Origin of the sequence: Streptomyces sp. SID486 (assembly GCF_009865385.1) — a bacterium.
Lineage (GTDB): Bacteria > Actinomycetota > Actinomycetes > Streptomycetales > Streptomycetaceae > Streptomyces.
Genome location: NZ_WWJT01000632.1, coordinates 12,977 through 32,596, shown reverse-complemented (window position 1 = coordinate 32,596; position 19,620 = coordinate 12,977). Strand labels below are relative to the sequence as shown.

Here is a 19,620-nt window from a genome sequence, read left to right as displayed (position 1 = left end):
GCGAGTTGCCCGGAGTACCGTCCGCGCATGCCGAAACGCACGCGCACGACGATCTGGAGAACGGCGGCGACCACGGTCGCCGTCACCCTGATGGCGGTGTTCCTCCTCCCGGCCACCGCCCGGGCGGCCGCCCCCGAGGAGAGCCGGCCCGTCTACTCCTACGCCCACGCCATCCGCGAGTCCGTATGGGTGGACACCGGGCTCGACGAGGACGGCGACGGCAGGGGCGACCGGGTCGCCGCCGACATCGTCCGGCCCGCCGAACCGGCCCGCGAGGGCCGCAAGGTGCCGGTCATCATGGACGCCAGCCCCTACTACTCCTGCTGCGGACGCGGCAACGAGAGCCAGCTCAAGACGTACGACGCCCAAGGCCACGTCGTCCAGATGCCGCTGTTCTACGACAACTACTTCGTGCCCCGCGGCTACGCCTTCGTCGGCGTCGACCTCGCCGGCACCAACCGCTCCGACGGCTGCGTCGACGTCGGCGGCCGGTCCGACGTCCTGTCCGCGAAGGCCGTGGTCGACTGGCTGAACGGCCGCGCCAGGGCGTACACCAGCCGTTCGGGCGGCAGCCCGGTGAAGGCCGGATGGACCAACGGCAGAACCGGCATGATCGGCAAGAGCTGGGACGGCACCGTCGCCAACGGCGTCGCCGCCACGGGCGTGAAGGGCCTGCGGACCATCGTCCCGATCAGCGCGATCTCCTCCTGGTACGACTACTACTTCGCGCAGGGCGCCCCGCTCTACGACGAGGGCCCCGACGAGCTGGCCGGCTACGTCGAGAGCGAGGACACGCAGGCCCACTGCGCCGCCGTGCAGCGACGGCTCGCCGACGGCAGCCCGCGCAGCGGTGACTGGACCCCGCTGTGGACCGAGCGGGACTACGTCAAGGACGCGGCGAAGGTGCGCGCCAGCGTGTTCGTCGTGCACGGCATGCAGGACCTCAACGTCCGCACCAAGAACTTCGGCCAGTGGTGGGACGCGCTCGCCCGGCACGGTGTGGAGCGCAAGATCTGGCTGTCCCAGACCGGGCACGTCGACCCGTTCGACTACCGGCGCGGCGCCTGGGTCGACACCCTGCACCGCTGGTTCGACCATGAACTCCTCGGCTACGACAACGGCGTCGACCGCGAGCCGGTGGCCGACGTCGAACGCCACCCCGACCAGTGGACCACCTCCGCCGCGTGGCCGCCGCGCGGCACCCGGACCGCCGTCCTGCACCCGGCCGCCGGGAGCCGGGCCGGCGTCGGCACCCTCGGACTGCGCCGGGCCGGCGGCACCGCGACCTTCACGGACGACCCGCGCCTGAGCGAGACCGACTGGGCCGCGCACCTCACCACGGCCACGCCCGAGAAAGCGGGCTTCCTCACCGCGCCCCTCACCCGCGACCTGCGGCTGGCCGGCTCCGCCGGTGTGACGGTCACCGCGACCCCGACGACCGCCTCCGCCCACCTGTCCGCCGTGTTGGTCGACGTCGGCCCCGACACCATCCGCGACTACGCCGACGCCGCCGAGGGCATCAGCACGCTGCCCGGCCGGAGCTGCTGGGGCCGGAGCACGGCCGGGGACAGCGCCTGCTTCCGGGAGACCAGGGCGAAGACGGCCGACGTCGACTACACCGTGGTCAGCCGCGGCTGGGCCGACCTCGGTCACCACGCCTCGGCCGGCGAGGGCGTGCCGCTCACGCCGGGCCGGTCCTACACGATGACCCTCCGGCTCGCCGCCACCGACCACGTCGTCCCTGCGGGGCACCGCCTGGCGCTGATCGTCGCCGGCACGGACAAGGACCTCATCGACCCGCCGAACACCCGGCCGACGCTCACCCTGGACCTCTCCCGGACGACGGCGCGGGTGCCGCTGGTGGGCGGGGCGGCGGAGTTCGACCGGGCCACGTCCGGCGGGGCCGCAGCGGCCGTGCCAAGGGTCCTGGAGGGTGTCCGCGCACCACGCGCCGACCGGCACGTTCCAGCGGCCTGACGCCGACCCCGACCTGACGCCGACCCCGGCCTGACGCCGCCCCCGGCCTGACGCCGACCCCGGTCTTACGCCCGACCGCGGGCTGACGCCTCCGCCACGGCCCCCGGGACCGCCACCCCGGGTCGACCCTTGGCCCCGGCCCCCGGCTTGTCCCTCCCCCCGGCTGGCCTCCCCGGCCCGGCCCCCGGCTTGTCCCTCCCCGCCGGGCGTGCCGCCCCGGCCCGGGCCGGGGGAAGGGGTGGGGAGGGGGCGTGGTGGCGGGCTGCGGGTCGTGGTGGGTTGCTCGCGCAGTTCCTCGCGCCCCTGGGGGGTTGCGGTGGTGTCGGTTCGCGGTGGCCGGCTGTGCGTGGCACAGGTGCCCGTGTCCCCTGGTGGGTGGTGTCGGGGGTTCAGGTCGGGGGGAACGTCAGGGACGTCGTCTGGCGGGCGCAGCCCCAGGCGACCGTGACGCCGGCTCCGCCGTGGCCGTAGTTGTGCACCAGCGCGCGGCCGTCGGGGAGCGGCTGCCGTTCCAGGCGGACCGCCTCCCGGGCGGGCCGTAGCCCCACCCGGTGCGCGAGGACACGGGCCCCGGCGACCTCCGGCCGGACCGCCGCACAGCGGGCGACGATCGCCGCGGCCGTGTCCGGATCCGGTTCCAGGGACCAGTCGTCCTCCTCGGCCGTGCCGCCCAGAAGCAGCCGGTCCGGCTGCGGAATGAGGTAGGTGGAGGTGGCCGAGGAGTGGTCGACGGCGGTGAACCAGTCGGTGACGCCCGGGTTCTCCACCACGACCAGCTGCCCGCGCACCGGACGCACCACCGGGTCCGGCACCAGCGAACGGGCCCCGAGCCCGGCGCAGTTGACCACCACCGGAGCCGGCACGGCGGCCAGGTCGGTCACCTCGCGCAGCTCCACCGTGCCCCCGGCCCGCACCAGCCGCCGCCGCAGCCACGCCAGATGCACCGGCATGTCGATCACCGGCAACCGCGCCGCCAGCCCCCCGGCCACCGCCCGCAGTCCCGGCACCCGGCCCGCCCAGGCGCCCAGCTCGTCCAGCCGGGCCCCCTGGTGGACGCCGTCGACCAGCCGCACCCCCGTCTCCACCGGCCGCTCCGCCAGCCCCTCGTACACATCGAGGGACTCCAGCGCCCACGCGCCGGCCAGCGGCTCAGGCTCGATGCGGTACGGCCACCACAGGCCGCCGGCGACCGCGGACGTCGTACGCTCGGCCGGCTCCCGCGCCCACACCCGCACCCGCCGCCCGGACTCGGCCAGCAGCACGGCCGTCGTCAGACCGGCGACCCCGCCACCGACCACGATCACTTCGTCCTCCGGCGCGATGCCCATGCCAGGACGATAGGCCCTGTGCGGCCGGCTCCGTCAGCCCGGGGAACCGATCCGGTGGGCGACGCGGAGGGTGGTGGGGAGGAACCGGGGGCGCCACTAAAATCGGCGTCCTGATGACTGCCACCCTCGTTGCCAAGAACCTCGCCGCCGGGCACGGCGACCGCTCCCTGTTCGCCGGGCTCGACCTGGTCGTCGCGCCCGGTGACGTGATCGGCCTGGTCGGCGCCAACGGCGCGGGCAAGTCGACGCTGCTGCGGATGCTCGCCGGACTCGTCCCGCCCGAGCAGGGCGAGCTGCGGCTGTCCCCGCCGTCCGCGACCGTCGGCCACCTGCCGCAGGAACCGGAGCGCCGGCCGGGGGAGACCGTCCGGGAGTTCCTGGCCCGCCGCACCGGCGTCGCCGAGGCCCAGCGGGTCATGGACGAGGCCACCCAGGCACTGGTGGACGGCGCGCCCGGCGCCGACGACGCCTACGCGACCGCGCTGGAACGCTGGCTGGGGCTCGGCGGCGCCGACCTGGAGGAGCGCGCGGAGGAGGTCGCCGACTCCCTCGGCCTGGCCGTGGACCTGGACCAGCCGATGACCGCCCTCTCCGGCGGCCAGGCGGCCCGCGCCGGCCTCGCCTCGCTGCTGCTGTCCCGCTACGACGTCTTCCTCCTGGACGAGCCCACCAACGACCTGGATCTGGACGGCCTGGAGCGTCTGGAACGGTTCGTCACCGGCCTGCGCGCGGGCACGGTCGTCGTCAGCCACGACCGCGAGTTCCTCACCCGCACCGTCACCAAGATCCTCGAACTCGACCTGGCCCAGCAGCAGATCAACCTCTACGGCGGCGGCTACGCGGCCTACCTCGAGGAGCGGGAGGTGGCCCGCCGGCACGCCCGCGAGGAGTACGAGGAGTACGCCGACAAGAAGGGCGCCCTCCAGGACCGCGCGCAGATGCAGCGGGCCTGGATGGACAAGGGCGTGAAGAACGCCCGGCGGAAGGCGGCCGACAACGACAAGCTCGGCCGCAAGTTCCGCAGCGAGGCCAGCGAGAAGCAGGCCGCCAAGGCCCGGCAGACCCAGCGCATGATCGAACGCCTCGACGTCGTCGAGGAGCCGCGCAAGGAGTGGGAGCTGCGCATGGAGATCGCGTCCGCCCCACGGTCGGGCGCGGTCGTGGCGACACTCCGGGACGCCGAGGTCCGCCGCGGCGACTTCTCGTTCGGACCGGTGTCGTTGCAGGTCGACTGGGCGGACCGGATCGCCGTCACGGGGGTCAACGGCGCCGGGAAGTCCACCCTGCTCGGCGCCCTGCTGGGCCGGATCCCGCTGGACAGCGGCCACGCGGGCCTCGGCTCCGGTGTGCTGGTCGGCGAGGTCGACCAGGCCCGCAAGCTGTTCCACGGCACCGAGACCCTGCTCGACGCCTTCGGCGCGGCCGTCCCGGACACCGAACCGGCCGAGGTCCGCACCCTGCTGGCCAAGTTCGGTCTGAAGGCGGACCACGTACTGCGTCCCGCCGAGTCCCTCTCCCCGGGCGAACGCACCCGCGCCGCGCTGGCCCTGCTCCAGGGCCGGGGGGTCAACCTCCTCGTCCTGGACGAGCCGACGAACCACCTGGACCTGCCGGCCATCGAGCAGCTGGAGTCGGCCCTCGACGCCTACGAGGGCACGCTGCTGCTGGTCACCCACGACCGGCGCATGCTGGACGCGGTCCGGCTGACCCGCCGCCTGGAGGTGGCCGCCGGCAAGGTGACGGAGCGCTAGCCTCGCGCTCCACCGGCCGCCGTGTCCGGGGCGTGCCCGAAGACGCCAGGAGCGCCGCTGCCCCGGGGCGACGGGCTTGTCCGGGGTCCGCTCCGCCGTCAGGCGCAGCCGGTCCCGGTGCGCTCACGGCCATCCGCTGTCGGGTACGTGCATCCCGCGACCGAGGGGGCGAAGGCGCTCGTGATCGCGGCGGCCGTGCTGACGGGGCTCGTCATCGAGCGCGTCACGGCGCTGCCGGGCTCTGCCTCCGGCGCCACCGGGCCCGTCGCCCCGCTCGCCCAGGCATGAGGCGGCTGCCCCGATGCGCACGGAGAACCGCGCCGGGCGGGGCCGGGCCCACCGCCGTGGCAGTCGGCCCGGCCCCGGTGGTCAGCGCTTCTTCGGGTCCAGCAGACCAGCGCGGCGCAACGCGTCCGCCATCGCGCTGTTGGCCGGTGCCGGGGCCTGCCGGCCGCCGCGGTCGCCGCCACGGCCCTGCCGCTGGCCGCCACCGCCACCGCCACCGCCACGCCCTTGCCGTTGGCCGCCGTCCTGCCGCTGGCCGTCCTGCCGTCGGCCGCCGTCCTGCCGCTGGCCGCCGCCCTGCCGCTGCTGGGGCGGCCGGGCACCGCCGCCGCGCTGCTGCCGGCCGCCGCCCTCGCCCTGCGGTGCGGCCTCGTCGTCCAGCCGCAGGGTCAGGGCGATGCGCTTGCGCGGGATGTCGACGTCCACGACCTTCACCTTGACGATGTCACCGGGCTTGGCGACATCGCGCGGGTCCTTGACGAACGTCTTCGACATCGCCGACACGTGCACCAGACCGTCCTGGTGGACACCGACGTCCACGAACGCGCCGAAGGCGGCCACGTTGGTGACGACGCCCTCCAGGATCATGCCCGCCGACAGGTCGGAGATCTTCTCCACGCCCTCCTTGAAGGTGGCCGTCCGGAAGCCCGGCCGCGGGTCGCGGCCCGGCTTCTCCAGCTCCTTGAGGATGTCGGTGACGGTCGGCAGACCGAAGGTGTCGTCCACGAAGTCGGCCGGCCGCAGGGAGCGCAGCACGCCCGTGTTGCCGATGAGGGAGGCCACCTCCTGGCCCGTGGTCTTCACCATGCGGCGCACCACCGGGTACGCCTCGGGGTGCACGCTGGAGGCGTCCAGCGGGTCGCCGCCGCGGATCCGCAGGAAGCCCGCGCACTGCTCGTACGCCTTCGGGCCGAGCCGCGCCACCTTCTTCAGCTCGGAGCGCGAGGTGAACGGCCCGTTCGCGTCCCGGTGCGCCACGATGTTCTCGGCGAGACCCGAGGAGATGCCGGACACCCGGGAGAGCAGCGGCACGGACGCGGTGTTGACGTCCACACCGACGCCGTTCACACAGTCCTCGACCACGGCGTCCAGCGAGCGGGACAGCTTCACCTCGGACAGGTCGTGCTGGTACTGGCCGACACCGATCGACTTCGGGTCGATCTTCACCAGCTCGGCCAGCGGGTCCTGCAGCCGGCGCGCGATGGAGACCGCGCCCCGCAGCGACACGTCCATGTCCGGCAGCTCCCGCGAGGCGTACTCCGACGCCGAGTACACCGACGCGCCCGCCTCGGACACCATCACCTTGGTGAGCTTCAACTCCGGGTGCCTGGCGATCAGTTCACCCGCGAGCTTGTCGGTCTCGCGGGACGCCGTGCCGTTGCCGATCGCGACCAGTTCGACCGCGTGCTCCGCGGCCAGCCGCGCCAGCCTGGTGAGCGCCTCGTCCCACTTGTTGGCCGGCACGTGCGGGTGGATCACGTCCGTGGCGACCACCTTGCCGGTGGCGTCGACCACCGCCACCTTCACCCCCGTACGGAAACCGGGGTCGAGGCCGAGCGTCGCGCGGGTGCCGGCCGGGGCGGCGAGGAGCAGGTCCCGCAGGTTCGCCGCGAACACGTTCACCGCCTCGTCCTCGGCGGCCGTGCGCAGCCGCAGCCGCAGGTCGATACCGAGGTGCACCAGGATGCGGGTGCGCCACGCCCAGCGGACCGTGTCGGTCAGCCACTTGTCGGCCGGCCGGCCCCGGTCGGCGATCCCGAACCGGGAGGCGACGACGCCCTCGTACGACGAGGGGCCCTCGGTGGCCTCCTCCGGCTCCAGGACGAGGTCCAGGACCTCCTCCTTCTCCCCGCGCAGCATCGCCAGGATCCGGTGCGAGGGCAGCTCGGTGAACGGCTCGGTGAAGTCGAAGTAGTCGGCGAACTTGGCGCCCGCCTCCTCCTTGCCCTCCCGCACCTTCGCGGCCAGCCGGCCGCGCACCCACATGCGTTCGCGCAGCTCGCCGATCAGGTCGGCGTCCTCGGAGAACCGCTCGGTGAGGATCGCCCGCGCGCCGTCCAGCGCCGCCTGCGCATCGGCCACGCCCTTGTCGGCGTCCACGAAGGCCGCGGCGGCCGCCGCGGGTTCCACCGACGGATCGGTCAGCAGCCCCTCCGCGAGCGGCTCCAGACCCGCCTCGCGCGCGATCTGCGCCTTGGTGCGCCGCTTGGGCTTGTAGGGGAGGTAGACGTCCTCGAGCCGGGCCTTCGTCTCCGCGCCGCGGATCCGCGCCTCCAGCTCCTCGGTGAGCTTGCCCTGCTCCCGCACCGACTCCAGGATCGCGGTCCGCCGCTCCTCCAGCTCCCGCAGGTAGCGCAGCCGTTCCTCGAGCGTGCGCAGCTGCGCGTCGTCGAGCATCTCGGTCGCTTCCTTGCGGTAGCGCGCGATGAAGGGCACCGTCGAACCGCTGTCGAGCAGCTCCACCGCGGCCTTCACCTGCCGCTCCCGGACGCCGAGCTCCTCGGCGATCCTGCCTTCGATGGACCCTGCTGCGAGGGACCCGGGTGTCGTCACGATGCCGTACCGCCTTCTCCACTGGGGTTGCGCGGCAATTGTGGCAGGTGACACCGACAACCGGGGATCAGGGCGGTCCCCGGCGGGGCGCCGGTGCGGCCGGGTGCGACGGCGGTCACCCGCGCGAGGCATCCGTCACCGGCCGCGGCCGGCCCGGGTACGCCGGGGCGCCCCGGTGGCGGCCGGCGCGCCCCGGCGTACCCGGGTCCGGGGTCAGGCCCGGCTCCCGCGCGCGGCGGACGACGCCCCGCCGAACAGCCGGGCGAGTGCCCGGAACGGGAGCGTGACCACCGTGGCGACGGCCCCGCCGATCTGCCGCAGTACGTCTGCGAGGGCACGGAACACGAGAGCACTCCTTCCCGTCCGGTCCCGGTGACCGGAGCGGGGACCCGGGTGCCTCCGCGCGGCACCGCGGAATCCCGCATGGCCGAAAAAGTGGGGAGGGAGTCGTTGCGGCCATCCCCGGACCCCCGAACAATCGAGTCATGGCCCAGCGAACCGTCCTCCTCGTCGTCTGCGACGGCCTCCAGAGCCTCGACGTCACCGGCCCGCTGGAAGTCTTCGCCGGTGCCGAGCTGCACACCCCGGGCTCGTACCGGATCCGCACGGCCTCCCTGGACGGCGCGCCGGTGCGCACCTCCAGCGGGCTGACCCTCGTACCGGACGGGTCGCTGGCGGACGAGGCGGATCCGCACACCCTGCTGGTCCCCGGCGGCCTCGGCACCCAGCACCCGGACCCGCGGCTGGTGGAGTGGCTGCGCGCGCACGGCCCGCAGGCCGTGCGTCTGGTCTCGGTCTGCACCGGCGCCGTCCCGCTGGCCCGCGCCGGGCTGCTGGACGGCCGGCGCGTCACCACCCACTGGGCGTACTGCGAGGAGCTCGCCCGGGACCACCCCGCGGTACGCGTCGACCCCGACCCGATCTTCGTCCGGGACGGGCACGTGTCCACCTCCGCCGGGGTCACCGCGGGCATCGACCTCGCCCTGGCGCTGGTGGAGGAGGACCTCGGCCGGCGGGCGGCCCTCGCCATCGCCCGCCATCTGGTGGTGTTCCTGCGCAGGCCGGGCAACCAGGCCCAGTTCAGCGCCCAGCTGGCCGCCCAGACGGCCCGGCGGGAGCCGCTGCGGGACGTCCAGCAGTGGATCACCGAGCACCCGGACGGCGACCTCGGTGTCGAGGCGCTGGCCGCCCGCGCCGCCCTGTCCCCGCGCCACTTCGCCCGCGCCTTCCGGGCCGAGACGGGCATGACGCCCGGCCGGTACGTCGACCGGGTCCGCCTCGAACACGCGCGCCGCCTGCTGGAGGACACCACCGACGGCGTCGAGCAGATCGCCCGGGCCAGCGGCTACGGCACGCCGGAGGCCATGCGCCGCGCCTTCCTGCGCACCCTCGGCACGCCTCCGGCCGAATACCGCCGCCGGTTCCGCGCCGCCCCCGTGTCCTGACCGGCACTCACCGGCGGGCGCTCGCCGGCGGGCGCTCACCGACGGCCCGTCACCGTCCCGGGGTCCGCGGGGCCGTCGCCACCGGCACCCGGCCGTCTCCGTCCCCGGGTCCGCGGGGCCGACGCCACCGGCACCCGGACCGCCTCGGTGTGCGCGGGCTCGCTGTCAGCCTGACGCGGGCACGTCCCAGGTGAACCGCGGCTGCCTGCGCTCCAGGAACGCGGCGACCCCCTCCGCGGTGTCACCGCCCGCGCGCGCCTGCGCCGTCCAGTAGGCGTCCCGGTCGGTGCGGCCGTCGGCGAATTCCTTCGCGGCGGCCTGGGTGAGCCGTGAGCGGGACACCAGCACCCGGGTCAGCTCAGCGATCCGCTTGTCCAGCTCGCCCTCGGGCAGCACCTCGTCCACCAGACCGGTGCCCAGCGCCCGCCGGGTGTCGATCAACTCCGCCGTGAACAGCAGGTACTTGGCCGTGGCCGGGCCCACCAGGGACACCAGCCGGCGGGTCGCGGAGGCCGGATAGACGACGCCGAGCCTCGCCGGTGTCACCCCGAACAGCGCCCCCTCCTCCGCCAGCCGGAGGTCGCAGGCCGCGGCGAGCTGCGCCCCTCCGCCCACGCAGTGCCCGCGCACCGCGGCGACGGTCGGCTTGGGGAATCCGGCGAGGGCTTCCTCGGCCGCCACCGCGAGGGACTGCGCCTCCTCCGGCGATTCCCGGAGGGTGGAGATGTCGGCGCCCGCGCAGAAGGTGCCGCCCTCGCCGGTCAGCACCAGGGCCCGTACGTCCCGATCGCGGGCCAGCCGGTCCAGCAGCGGGGGCAGGGCCCGCCACATCGCCGTCGTCATGGCGTTGCGCTTGGCGGGATGGCGGATCACCACCGTGGCGACGGAGTCGGTGACCTGGTGGCACAGCTGGGGCTCCATGCGGCGGATCGTATCCGAGCGCCCTCTCCCGGCGGCAGACGGAACCCTTACAACCCGACTAGTTCGCGAACCGGCGTCCGGACAGCAGGAAACAGTCCCACCCGGGACCCGCTCATACGCAGTCGGTCAGAAACCGTTCGATACCCGCTGACTTGTGTTCAGGTATCCGGGCCGGAGCGTCTCGTTACCAACACTCGACGTGTGGTGACAATCGAGCGCGAGGGTGGCGACCGGACGATGGACAACCACGGGCGCGGGGACGACCCGCGCCCCGCGGGAGGCGGCGAACGCCCGCCGGATCCGCTGCCGTACGAAGGCGTCTGGCGGTTCACCGCAGCGGCGGTGGACGCCTCGGTCCCGCAGGCCCGGCACGCGGTACGGGACCTGCTTCTGCGTCAGGGTGTACCGGTCTCCGACGACCTGGTGCACGGCCTGCTGCTGATCGTCTCCGAGCTGGTCACCAACGCGGTCCGGCACGCGGCGCTGCTGTCGCCGGTGCTGGCCGTGGAAGTGGCCGTGGGCGCCGAGTGGGTGCGGGTGTCCGTCGAGGACAACCACCCCTACCGGCCGACCGCCCTGGAGGCCGATCACGGGCAGACCGGCGGCCGCGGGCTGCTCCTGGTCCGCGAGGTGGCCCGGGAGGCGGGCGGGGTGGTCGACGTGGAGCACACCGCGAGCGGCGGCAAGGTGATCTGGGCCGCCCTGCCGCTCAAGCCCGCGGCGCTCCCCCAGGGGTACGGCGGGGTCACCAGCCCGCGGACGGGCCCGTCAGTTCCCTGATCGCCGGACGGGCCGCGTCCAGCACGGTCATGAACCAGGCCGAGAAGGGGTCCTCTGCGTGCCGCTCGGCCAGCTCGGCCGCCGTCACGAAGGCGGTCGAGGCGACCTCCTCCGGGTCCGGGGCGAGCGGCGCCTGCACCAGGCCGACGAAGAGGTGGTTGAACTCCTGCTCCACCAGGCCCGAGGCGGGGTCCGGGTGGTTGTAGCGGACCGTGCCGGCCTCCGCCAGCAGCGACGGCGAACCGCCCAGCTCCTCGTACGTGCGCCGGGCCGCCGCCGCGAAGGGGGACTCGCCCGGATAGGGGTGACCGCAGCAGGTGTTGGACCACACACCGGGGGAGTGGTACTTGCCGAGGGCCCGCTGCTGGAGCAGCAGCCGGCCCTGCTCGTCGAAGAGGAAGACCGAGAACGCCCGGTGCAGCTGTCCCGGTGGCTGATGCGCGGCGAGCTTCTCCGCGGTGCCGATCGTCACGCCCTTCTCGTCGACCAGTTCCAGCAAAATCGCCTCTGCGGTGCCGTTCGACGAGCTGTGCGTCGCGGTGGCAGGTGTGATCGGCATACCCATCCTTCGCTTCGGTCCTAGCACCCCAAGTCTGCCGTACGAATCCGGCACTCCCGGCACGTCCGCCTGTCCGCGCGGCGCGGCACCGGGAGTCGGATCCGGTAGATGATCGTGCCCGGCGCCCGTGGCCGGGAACCGTCAGGGGATGCGCCGAACGCCTGTCCGCGCGGCCGACGCCCCCCGCGGCCGTGCGGTCAGTACCCCTGCGGCACTGCGCCCCCTCGGCCGTGCGGTCAGTGGCCCGGCGGCCCTGCCGGGCAGTGGCCGTGCGGTCAGTGGCACAGCCGGGCCTCGTGCTCCGCGTGGCCGCCCGGTTCCAGCTGGAAGGTGCAGTGCTCCACGTCGAAGTGGTTGCCGATGCAGCCCTGCAGCTCGTGCAGCATCTTCTCGTTCCCGATGGCGTTCAGCACCTCGGAGCTGACCACCACGTGCGCGGACAGCACCGGCATGCCCGACGTGATCGTCCAGGCGTGCAGGTCGTGGACGTCCTCCACGCCGTCCAGCGCCAGTATGTGCGCCCGGACCTCCGCCATGTCGACCCCCTTGGGGGCCGCCTCCAGCAGCACGTCCAGCGTCTCGCGCAGCAGCTTCACCGTCCGCGGCACGATCATCAGACCGATGACCAGTGAGGCGACCGGGTCGGCCGCCTGCCAGCCGGTGGTCAGGATCACCGCGGCGGAGATCAGCACCGCGACCGAGCCCAGCGCGTCGGCGGCCACCTCCAGGAAGGCGCCGCGCACGTTCAGGCTCTCCTTCTGGCCCCGCATCAGCAGCATCAGCGACACGGAGTTCGCGACCAGGCCGATCAGACCGAAGACGATCATCAGGCCGCCCCGGGTCGCGGCGGGCTCGACGAACCGCTGCACCGCCTCGTACAGGACGTATCCGCCGACCCCGAGCAGCAGCAGACAGTTGGCCAGGGCCGCGAGGATCTCCGCGCGGGCGTAGCCGAAGGTGCGGTTGGTGCTCGGCGGGCGGTTCGCGAAGTGGATCGCGAGCAGCGCCATGCCCAGGCCCACCGCGTCGGTCGCCATGTGCGCCGCGTCCGCGATCAGCGCCAGCGAGTCCGCGAACAGGCCGCCGATGATCTCGACCACCATGATCGTGAGGGTGATCCCGAGCGCGATGCGCAGCCGGCCCCGGTACGCGGCCGTGGCCGTACCCGGAGCCTGCGCGTGGGAGTGCGCGTGCCCGTGGTCGTGCCCTGCCCCCATGACTGCCCGCCTTCCGTGTGCCTGCCCGGACGCCCAGTGAACTACGGGTGGGGGGTATCTGGCAACGCGGCACTGAACACCGTTGTCATGTGCCCTGACCTGCGCAAACGTTCCCCAGGTCAGGGGGTCGCCGGGTCACCGGCCGGGGGTGCGGGGCGGGTGCGGGTTCACCCGTCGTGGTGCAGCCGCCAGCCCGCCCACGCCGACTCGATCATCTCCCGTACCCCGCGCCGGGCCCGCCAGCCCAGCGTCTCGGCGGCCCGCTCCGCCGAGGCGACCGCGCGCGGCGCGTCACCCGGCCGGCGGCCCTCCACCAGGGGCGCCCGGCGGTCACCGGTGACCTCGCCGATCACGGTGATCAGCTCGCGCACCGAGACCCCCTCGCCCCGGCCGATGTTCAGTGTCAGATCGCCGGTGAGGTCCCCGGCGGCCAGCCGGCGCGCCGCCGCCAGATGGGCGTCCGCGAGATCGGCGACGTGGATGTAGTCCCGGACGCAGGTGCCGTCCGGCGTCGGGTAGTCGTCACCGAAGATCCGCGGGGCCTCGTCGCGGGTCAGCCGGTCGAAGACCATCGGCACGATGTTGAACACCCCGGTGTCCGCCAGCTCCGGCGCCGCCGCGCCCGCCACGTTGAAATAGCGCAGACATGCCGTGGAGATCCCGTGGGCCCGCCCGGCCGCCCGCACCAGCCACTCCCCGGCCAGCTTGCTCTCCCCGTACGGGTTCACCGGGGCGCACGGCGTGTCCTCGGTGATCAGGTCCACGTCCGGGTTGCCGTACACCGCGGCGGAGGAGGAGAACAGCAGCCGGCCGACGCCCGCCTCGGCGACCGCGTCCAGCAGCGTGCCGAGGCCGCCCACGTTCTCCCGGTAGTAGCGGGTGGGCTGGGCCACCGACTCCGCGACCTGCTTGCGCGCCGCGAGATGGACGACGCCCGTCACGCCGTGCTCCGTGAGGACCCGCTTCAGCAGCGGCCCGTCCAGCGTCGAGCCCCGCACGAGCGGGACGTCCGCCGGGAGCCGCTCGGGCACGGCCGCCGACAGGTCGTCCAGCGCGACGACGCTCTCCCCGGCGCCTGCCATGGCCCGTGCCACATGCGCCCCGATGTATCCGGCTCCGCCGGTGATCAGCCACGTCATGGTCGCCCACCCTATGCCGAGCCGTTCCGTGTCCCGGTTGCCCGGGTCTGCCCCATGGGTTTGTGGGCCGGCCCCCGGATCACCGATGATGATCGCGGCAACGGCCGGGGCAGCCGCCGTGGACCGGGCCGTGAACGGCCGGTGAACACGGGCTCCGGCCCATCGGATAGCCTCTGCCGACATGCCGCCCGGGTGCCGCAGGCAGGGGCGCCCCCATCACGCAGAAGACCGGCGCCCGCGCGCCGGCACCCAGGGAGTGAGTTCGGTTGCCGACCGCCATCGTCACCGGTCAGCCGGTTCCCGGATCGTCGCTGGAGGGCGATCTGCGGTCCCTCGGCTTCGACGTGCACATGGCCGCCGACGCCGCCGAGACGGAGACCCGGCTCGCGGCCGTGCCGGCCGACCGGCGTGTGGCCCTCGTCGACGCCCGCTTCGTCGGCCACCCGCACGCGCTGCGCCTCGGCCTGACCGACCCGCGCTTCCCGCTCGCCGCCGTCCCGGGCGCCGTCACCGCCCAGCCGGCCGCCCGGCAGCAGCTCACCCGGGCCCTGGCCCGTGAGACCACGGCCACCGGGTTCCCGACGGACGGCACCCCGGCTCCCGGCACTGCGGCCCCCGAGACCCCGACCCCCGGCACCCCGGCCCATGAGGCTTCGGCCGGCGGCACCCCCGCCCCCGGGGCCCCGGCCCCGCTCGCGGCGGACGGCGCCCCCGTGCCCGCCGGGGACGGCCTCGCCGACCGTGTCGCCACCGCCCTCGACGCCGACGGCGCCGCGGTGCACCGGCCCGAGCTGGGCAGCCTGGTCGCCGCCGTGCCGGCCGACCCGCAGGCCCGCAACGAGGCCCGGCAGGCCGTCGCCGCCGTCGACGACGAGGCCGTACGCCTGAAGTCGGCCGTGAAGTCCCGCGACGGCTTCTTCACCACCTTCTTCATCAGCCCCTACTCGCGCTACATCGCCCGCTGGTGCGCCCGCCGCGGCCTGACCCCGAACCAGGTCACCACGGCCTCGCTGCTCACCGCGCTGATCGCGGCCGGCTGCGCGGCCACCGGCACCCGCGCCGGATTCGTCGCGGCCGGCGTGCTGCTGATCGCCTCCTTCGTGCTGGACTGCACCGACGGCCAGCTGGCCCGCTACGCCCTGAAGTACTCCACGCTCGGCGCCTGGCTCGACGCCACCTTCGACCGCGCCAAGGAGTACGCCTACTACGCGGGCCTGGCCCTCGGCGCGGCCCGCGGCGGCGACGACGTGTGGGCCCTCGCCCTCGGCGCGATGATCCTGCAGACCTGCCGGCACGTGGTCGACTTCTCCTTCAACGAGGCCAACCACGACGCCACCGCCAACACCAGCCCCACCGCCGCCCTCTCCGACAAGCTCGACAGCGTCGGCTGGACGGTCTGGGTGCGCCGCATGATCGTGCTCCCGATCGGCGAACGCTGGGCGATGATCGCGGTCCTCACCGCGGTCACCACCCCGCGGATCACCTTCTACGTCCTGCTCGCCGGCTGCGCCTTCGCCGCGACGTACACCACGGCGGGGCGGGTCCTGCGCTCGCTGACCCGCAGGGCACGGCGCACCGACCGGGCCGCCCGGGCGCTGGCCGACCTCGCCGACTCCGGCCCGCTCGCGCAGGCGGTCGGGCGGGTGGCCCGGCGCGGCCTGCCCGGTCTCGCCGTGCCCGCCGTCGCCCTGCTCGGCGGTGCCGCGGTGGTCGCCTGCTCGGCGCTGACCGGCTTCGGGGGGATCCTCCCGGTCGTCGCCGCCGCCGTCTACGTCCTCACCTCGGCGCTCGCGGTCGCCCGCCCGCTCAAGGGCGCCCTGGACTGGCTGGTCCCGCCCTTCTTCCGGGCCGCCGAGTACACGACCGTGCTCGCCCTCGCGGGTAAAGCCGGGGTAAACGGTGCCCTTCCTGCGGCTTTCGGCCTGGTGGCCGCCGTCGCCTACCATCACTACGACACGGTGTACCGCATCCGCGGCGACGCCGGAGCGCCCCCGGCCTGGCTGGTGCGCGCCGTCGGGGGGCACGAGGGGCGGACGCTGCTCGTCACCGTGCTGGCCGCGGTGCTCACCGCCTCGCAGTTCACGGTCGCGCTCACGGTCCTCGCCGTGGCCGTGGCCCTGCTGGTGCTCGTCGAGAGCATCCGCTTCTGGGTGTCCGCTGGGGCGCCCGCCGTACACGACGAAGGAGAACCCGCATGATCGGCCTCGTGCTGGCGGCCGGCGCCGGACGGCGTCTGCGCCCCTACACCGACAGCCTGCCCAAGGCGCTGGTGCCGGTGGGGCCCGCCGGGATAGAGGACTCGATCACGGTGCTCGACCTCACCCTCGGCAACTTCGCCGAGATCGGTCTGACCGAGGCCGCGGTCATCGTCGGCTACCGCAAGGAAGCCGTCTACGAGCGCAAGGCGGCCCTGGAGGCCAAGTACGGCCTCAAGCTCACGCTCATCGACAACGACAAGGCCGAGGAGTGGAACAACGCCTACTCCCTGTGGTGCGGCCGTGACGCCCTCAAGGACGGTGTGATCCTCGCCAACGGCGACACCGTCCACCCGGTCTCGGTCGAGAAGACCCTGCTCGCGGCCCGCGGTGCGGGCAAGAGGATCATTCTCGCCCTCGACACGGTGAAGGACCTGGCCGACGAGGAGATGAAGGTCGTCGTCGACCCCGAGCGGGGCATGACGAAGATCACCAAGCTGATGGACCCGGCCGAGGCCACCGGCGAGTACATCGGCGTCACCCTGATCGAGGGCGACGCCGCCCCGGAGCTGGCCGACGCGCTGAAGACGGTCTGGGAGACCGATCCGCAGCAGTTCTACGAGCACGGGTACCAGGAGCTGGTGAACCGCGGCTTCCGGATCGACGTGGCGCCGATCGGCGACGTCAAGTGGGTCGAGATCGACAACCACGACGACCTCGCCCGGGGACGGGAGATCGCGTGCCAGTACTGACCCGGCTCATCCCGTCGCCGGTCGTCGTGGACATCCGCCCGGGTGCCCTGGACGACCTGGCGTGCGTGCTGGCCGACGAGCGCATCTCGCAGTCGGGCAAACTCGCCGTCGCCGTCAGCGGCGGCTCGGGCGCCCGGCTGCGCGAGCGCATCGCCCCCTCGCTGCCCGGAGCCACCTGGTTCGAGGTCGGCGGCGGCACCATCGACGACGCCGTCCGGCTGGCGAGCGACATGAAGGCGGACCGGTACGACGCGGTCGTCGGCCTCGGCGGCGGGAAGATCATCGACTGCGCCAAGTTCGCGGCGGCCCGGGTCGGCCTGCCGCTGGTCGCCGTCGCCACCAACCTCGCGCACGACGGGCTGTGCTCGCCCGTCGCCACCCTCGACAACGACGCGGGCCGGGGCTCGTACGGCGTGCCGAACCCGATCGCGGTGGTCATCGACCTCAACGTGATCCGCGAGGCACCCGTGCGGTTCGTCCGCTCCGGCATCGGCGACGCCATCTCCAACATCTCCGCGGTCGCGGACTGGGAGCTGGCCAACCGGGTCAACGGCGAGAAGATCGACGGCCTGGCCGCCGCCATGGCCCGGCAGGCCGGCGAGGCGGTGCTCCGGCACCCCGGCGGCGTCGGCGACGACGGCTTCCTGCAGGTGCTGGCCGAGGCGCTGGTCCTCACCGGTATCGCCATGTCGGTCTCGGGCGACTCCCGCCCCTCCTCCGGTGCCTGCCACGAGATCAACCACGCCTTCGACCTGCTCTACCCCAAGCGCGCCGCCGCCCACGGCGAGCAGTGCGGCCTCGGTGCCGCCTTCGCGATGTACCTGCGCGGCGCCCACGAGGAGTCGGCGTACATGGCCGAGGTGCTGCGCCGGCACGGGCTGCCGGTGCTGCCGGAGGAGATCGGCTTCACGGCGGACGAGTTCGTCCGCGCGGTGGAGTTCGCTCCGGAGACCCGGCCCGGCCGCTACACGATCCTCGAACACCTCGACCTCAAGACGAACCAGATCAAGGACACCTACGCCGACTATGTCAAGGCCATCGGTAGCTGAACTCCGTCCGGTCGTCCACCCCGCGGGGGTGAAGGACCGGCGCAGCGGTGAGCACTGGGCGGGACGCCTCTACATGCGCGAGGTCTCCCTGCGCGTCGACCGCTACCTGGTGAACACCAGGGTCACGCCCAACCAGCTCACGTACCTGATGACCGTCTGCGGCGTGCTCGCGGCCCCGGCCCTGCTGGTGCCGGGGATCGCGGGCGCCGTCCTCGGGATCGTCGCCACCCAGCTCTACCTGCTGCTGGACTGCGTCGACGGCGAGATCGCCCGCTGGAAGAAGCAGTACTCGCTCGGCGGGGTCTACCTGGACCGCGTCGGCGCCTACCTCACCGACGCCGCGGTGCTGGTCGGCCTCGGCCTGCGCGCCGCCGACCTGTGGGGCAGCGGCCGTATCGACTGGCTGTGGGCCTTCCTCGGCACGCTCGCCGCGCTCGGTGCCATCCTGATCAAGGCCGAGACCGACCTGGTCGGCGTCGCCCGGCACCAGGCCGGGATGCCGCCGGTGCAGGACGCCGCCGGCGTCGCCGAGCCGCGCTCCGCCAAGATGGCCCTGGCCCGCCGGGCCGCCGCCGCGCTCAAGTTCCACCGGCTGATCCTCGGTATCGAGGCGTCACTGCTCATCCTGGTCCTCGCGATCGTGGACCAGGTCCGCGGCGACCTGTTCTTCACCCGCCTCGGCACGGCCGTACTCGCGGGCATCGCCCTGCTCCAGACGCTGCTGCACCTGGTGTCCGTGCTCGCCTCCAGCAGGCTGCGGTGAGCGCCGGCATGAAGGTCGGCGTGGTCGTCATCACCATGGGCAACCGGCCCGAGGAGCTGCGGGCCCTGCTCGACTCCGTCGCCAAGCAGGACGGCGACCGGGCCGAGGTGGTCGTCGTCGGCAACGGCTCGCCCGTCCCGGACGTCCCCGAGGGCGTGCGCACCAGGGAGCTGCCCGAGAACCTGGGCATCCCCGGCGGGCGGAACGTCGGCATAGAGGCGTTCGGCCCCAGTGGCCGCGATGTCGACATATTGCTCTTCCTCGACGACGACGGTCTGCTCGCCCGCCACGACACCGTCGAGCTGTGCCGCGAGGCCTTCGCCGCGGACCCCCGGCTCGGCATCATCAGCTTCCGCATCGCCGACCCCGACACCGGCGAGACCCAGCGCCGGCACGTGCCCCGGCTGCGTGCGTCCGACCCGATGCGCTCCTCCCGGGTCACCACCTTCCTCGGCGGTGCCAACGCCGTCCGCACCCGCGTCTTCGCGGAGGTCGGCGGGCTGCCGGACGCGTTCTTCTACGCGCACGAGGAAACGGACCTGGCATGGCGGGCCCTCGACGCGGGCTGGATGATCGACTACCGGTCCGACATGGTGCTGTACCACCCGACGACCGCGCCCTCCCGGCACGCGGTCTACCACCGCATGGTCGCCCGCAACCGCGTCTGGCTCGCCCGCCGCAACCTCCCGGCCCCCCTGATCCCGGTCTACCTCGGGGTGTGGCTGCTGCTCACCCTGCTCCGCCGCCCGTCCCGGCCGGCTCTGCGGGCCTGGTTCGGCGGTTTCCGGGAGGGCTGGACCACGCCGTGCGGTCCCCGCCGCCCGATGCGGTGGCGTACGGTGTGGCGACTCACCCGACTGGGCCGTCCCCCGGTGATCTGACAAGCTCGACCCCGAGAGGTCGCGC

At 73.9% G+C, this 19,620-nt stretch carries 17 protein-coding genes; 10 read left to right on the top strand and 7 right to left on the bottom strand.

What is annotated here, in order from left to right; genetic code table 11:
• The first annotated feature begins 27 nt into the window (after nucleotides 1-27).
• Nucleotides 28-1,977: a Xaa-Pro dipeptidyl-peptidase gene (locus tag GT045_RS29240; RefSeq protein WP_161336012.1), complete on the top strand. Its 1,950-nt coding sequence runs from the start codon at nucleotides 28-30 to the stop codon at nucleotides 1,975-1,977.
• 389 nt (nucleotides 1,978-2,366) lie between these two features.
• On the opposite strand, the gene GT045_RS29235 is transcribed toward GT045_RS29240, so the two are convergent.
• Nucleotides 2,367-3,305 (bottom strand): FAD-dependent oxidoreductase, encoded by a 939-nt coding sequence (locus GT045_RS29235; RefSeq protein WP_202529124.1) that lies wholly within the window; start codon nucleotides 3,303-3,305, stop codon nucleotides 2,367-2,369.
• A 113-nt stretch (nucleotides 3,306-3,418) separates the two neighbouring features.
• On the opposite strand from GT045_RS29235, the gene GT045_RS29230 reads away from it, so the two are divergent.
• The gene (locus GT045_RS29230; protein ID WP_161336011.1) at nucleotides 3,419-5,056 is read left to right on the top strand and encodes an ABC-F family ATP-binding cassette domain-containing protein; all 1,638 of its coding nucleotides are present in this window, start codon (nucleotides 3,419-3,421) and stop codon (nucleotides 5,054-5,056) included.
• A gap of 147 nt (nucleotides 5,057-5,203) precedes the next feature.
• Nucleotides 5,204-5,344, top strand: coding sequence for a hypothetical protein (locus GT045_RS39135; RefSeq protein ID WP_202515211.1), 141 nt, complete (start codon nucleotides 5,204-5,206; stop codon nucleotides 5,342-5,344).
• 81 nt (nucleotides 5,345-5,425) lie between these two features.
• Here GT045_RS39135 and GT045_RS29225 read toward each other — a convergent pair whose 3' ends face one another.
• Nucleotides 5,426-7,894 (bottom strand): Tex family protein, encoded by a 2,469-nt coding sequence (locus GT045_RS29225; protein WP_161336010.1) that lies wholly within the window; start codon nucleotides 7,892-7,894, stop codon nucleotides 5,426-5,428.
• Between the two features lie 213 nt (nucleotides 7,895-8,107).
• Nucleotides 8,108-8,239, bottom strand: coding sequence for an LPFR motif small protein (locus GT045_RS40540; protein WP_345942789.1), 132 nt, complete (start codon nucleotides 8,237-8,239; stop codon nucleotides 8,108-8,110).
• A 140-nt stretch (nucleotides 8,240-8,379) separates the two neighbouring features.
• Here GT045_RS40540 and GT045_RS29220 point away from each other — a divergent pair, with 140 nt between their 5' ends.
• Complete coding sequence (locus GT045_RS29220; protein ID WP_161336009.1) at nucleotides 8,380-9,339, top strand: GlxA family transcriptional regulator; 960 nt, start codon at nucleotides 8,380-8,382, stop codon at nucleotides 9,337-9,339.
• A 165-nt stretch (nucleotides 9,340-9,504) separates the two neighbouring features.
• Here the strand turns inward: GT045_RS29220 and GT045_RS29215 are convergent, their stop codons facing one another.
• Nucleotides 9,505-10,260, bottom strand: a complete 756-nt coding sequence (locus GT045_RS29215; RefSeq protein WP_161287059.1) for an enoyl-CoA hydratase/isomerase family protein — start codon at nucleotides 10,258-10,260, stop codon at nucleotides 9,505-9,507.
• Nucleotides 10,261-10,497: 237 nt separating this feature from the next.
• Between GT045_RS29215 and GT045_RS29210 the strand changes: the two genes are divergently transcribed.
• Nucleotides 10,498-11,040 carry an ATP-binding protein gene (locus tag GT045_RS29210; RefSeq protein WP_161287061.1) on the top strand — a complete coding sequence of 181 codons (543 nt, stop codon included), beginning with the start codon at nucleotides 10,498-10,500 and terminating at the stop codon, nucleotides 11,038-11,040.
• On the opposite strand, the gene idi is transcribed toward GT045_RS29210, so the two are convergent.
• From idi to galE, 3 genes are all read right to left on the bottom strand, one after another.
• Nucleotides 11,006-11,599, bottom strand: a complete 594-nt coding sequence (gene idi / locus GT045_RS29205; protein WP_161336008.1) for an isopentenyl-diphosphate Delta-isomerase — start codon at nucleotides 11,597-11,599, stop codon at nucleotides 11,006-11,008. The two genes, GT045_RS29210 and idi, sit on opposite strands and share 35 nt — an antisense overlap.
• A 275-nt stretch (nucleotides 11,600-11,874) precedes the next feature.
• Entirely contained in the window at nucleotides 11,875-12,816 is a 942-nt protein-coding gene (locus tag GT045_RS29200; RefSeq protein WP_161292483.1) for a cation diffusion facilitator family transporter, read from the bottom strand.
• A 167-nt stretch (nucleotides 12,817-12,983) separates the two neighbouring features.
• Entirely contained in the window at nucleotides 12,984-13,955 is a 972-nt protein-coding gene (gene galE / locus GT045_RS29195; protein WP_161336007.1) for a UDP-glucose 4-epimerase GalE, read from the bottom strand.
• 266 nt (nucleotides 13,956-14,221) lie between these two features.
• On the opposite strand from galE, the gene GT045_RS29190 reads away from it, so the two are divergent.
• The 5 genes from GT045_RS29190 to GT045_RS29170 are packed head-to-tail and all read left to right on the top strand — an operon-like array spanning nucleotide 14,222 to nucleotide 19,595.
• Nucleotides 14,222-16,153 carry a DUF5941 domain-containing protein gene (locus GT045_RS29190; RefSeq protein WP_161336006.1) on the top strand — a complete coding sequence of 644 codons (1,932 nt, stop codon included), beginning with the start codon at nucleotides 14,222-14,224 and terminating at the stop codon, nucleotides 16,151-16,153.
• Nucleotides 16,150-16,902 (top strand): phosphocholine cytidylyltransferase family protein, encoded by a 753-nt coding sequence (locus GT045_RS29185; RefSeq protein ID WP_161336005.1) that lies wholly within the window; start codon nucleotides 16,150-16,152, stop codon nucleotides 16,900-16,902. Before GT045_RS29190 ends, GT045_RS29185 begins: the two co-directional genes overlap by 4 nt.
• Complete coding sequence (locus tag GT045_RS29180) at nucleotides 16,890-17,951, top strand: iron-containing alcohol dehydrogenase family protein (protein ID WP_161297728.1); 1,062 nt, start codon at nucleotides 16,890-16,892, stop codon at nucleotides 17,949-17,951. Before GT045_RS29185 ends, GT045_RS29180 begins: the two co-directional genes overlap by 13 nt.
• On the top strand, nucleotides 17,929-18,714 hold the full coding sequence (locus GT045_RS29175) for a CDP-alcohol phosphatidyltransferase family protein (protein WP_161336004.1): 786 nt from the start codon (nucleotides 17,929-17,931) through the stop codon (nucleotides 18,712-18,714). The genes GT045_RS29180 and GT045_RS29175 overlap by 23 nt, the downstream gene beginning before the upstream one ends.
• Nucleotides 18,711-19,595 (top strand): glycosyltransferase, encoded by an 885-nt coding sequence (locus tag GT045_RS29170; protein WP_161297726.1) that lies wholly within the window; start codon nucleotides 18,711-18,713, stop codon nucleotides 19,593-19,595. The genes GT045_RS29175 and GT045_RS29170 overlap by 4 nt, the downstream gene beginning before the upstream one ends.
• Nucleotides 19,596-19,620: the final 25 nt, after the last annotated feature.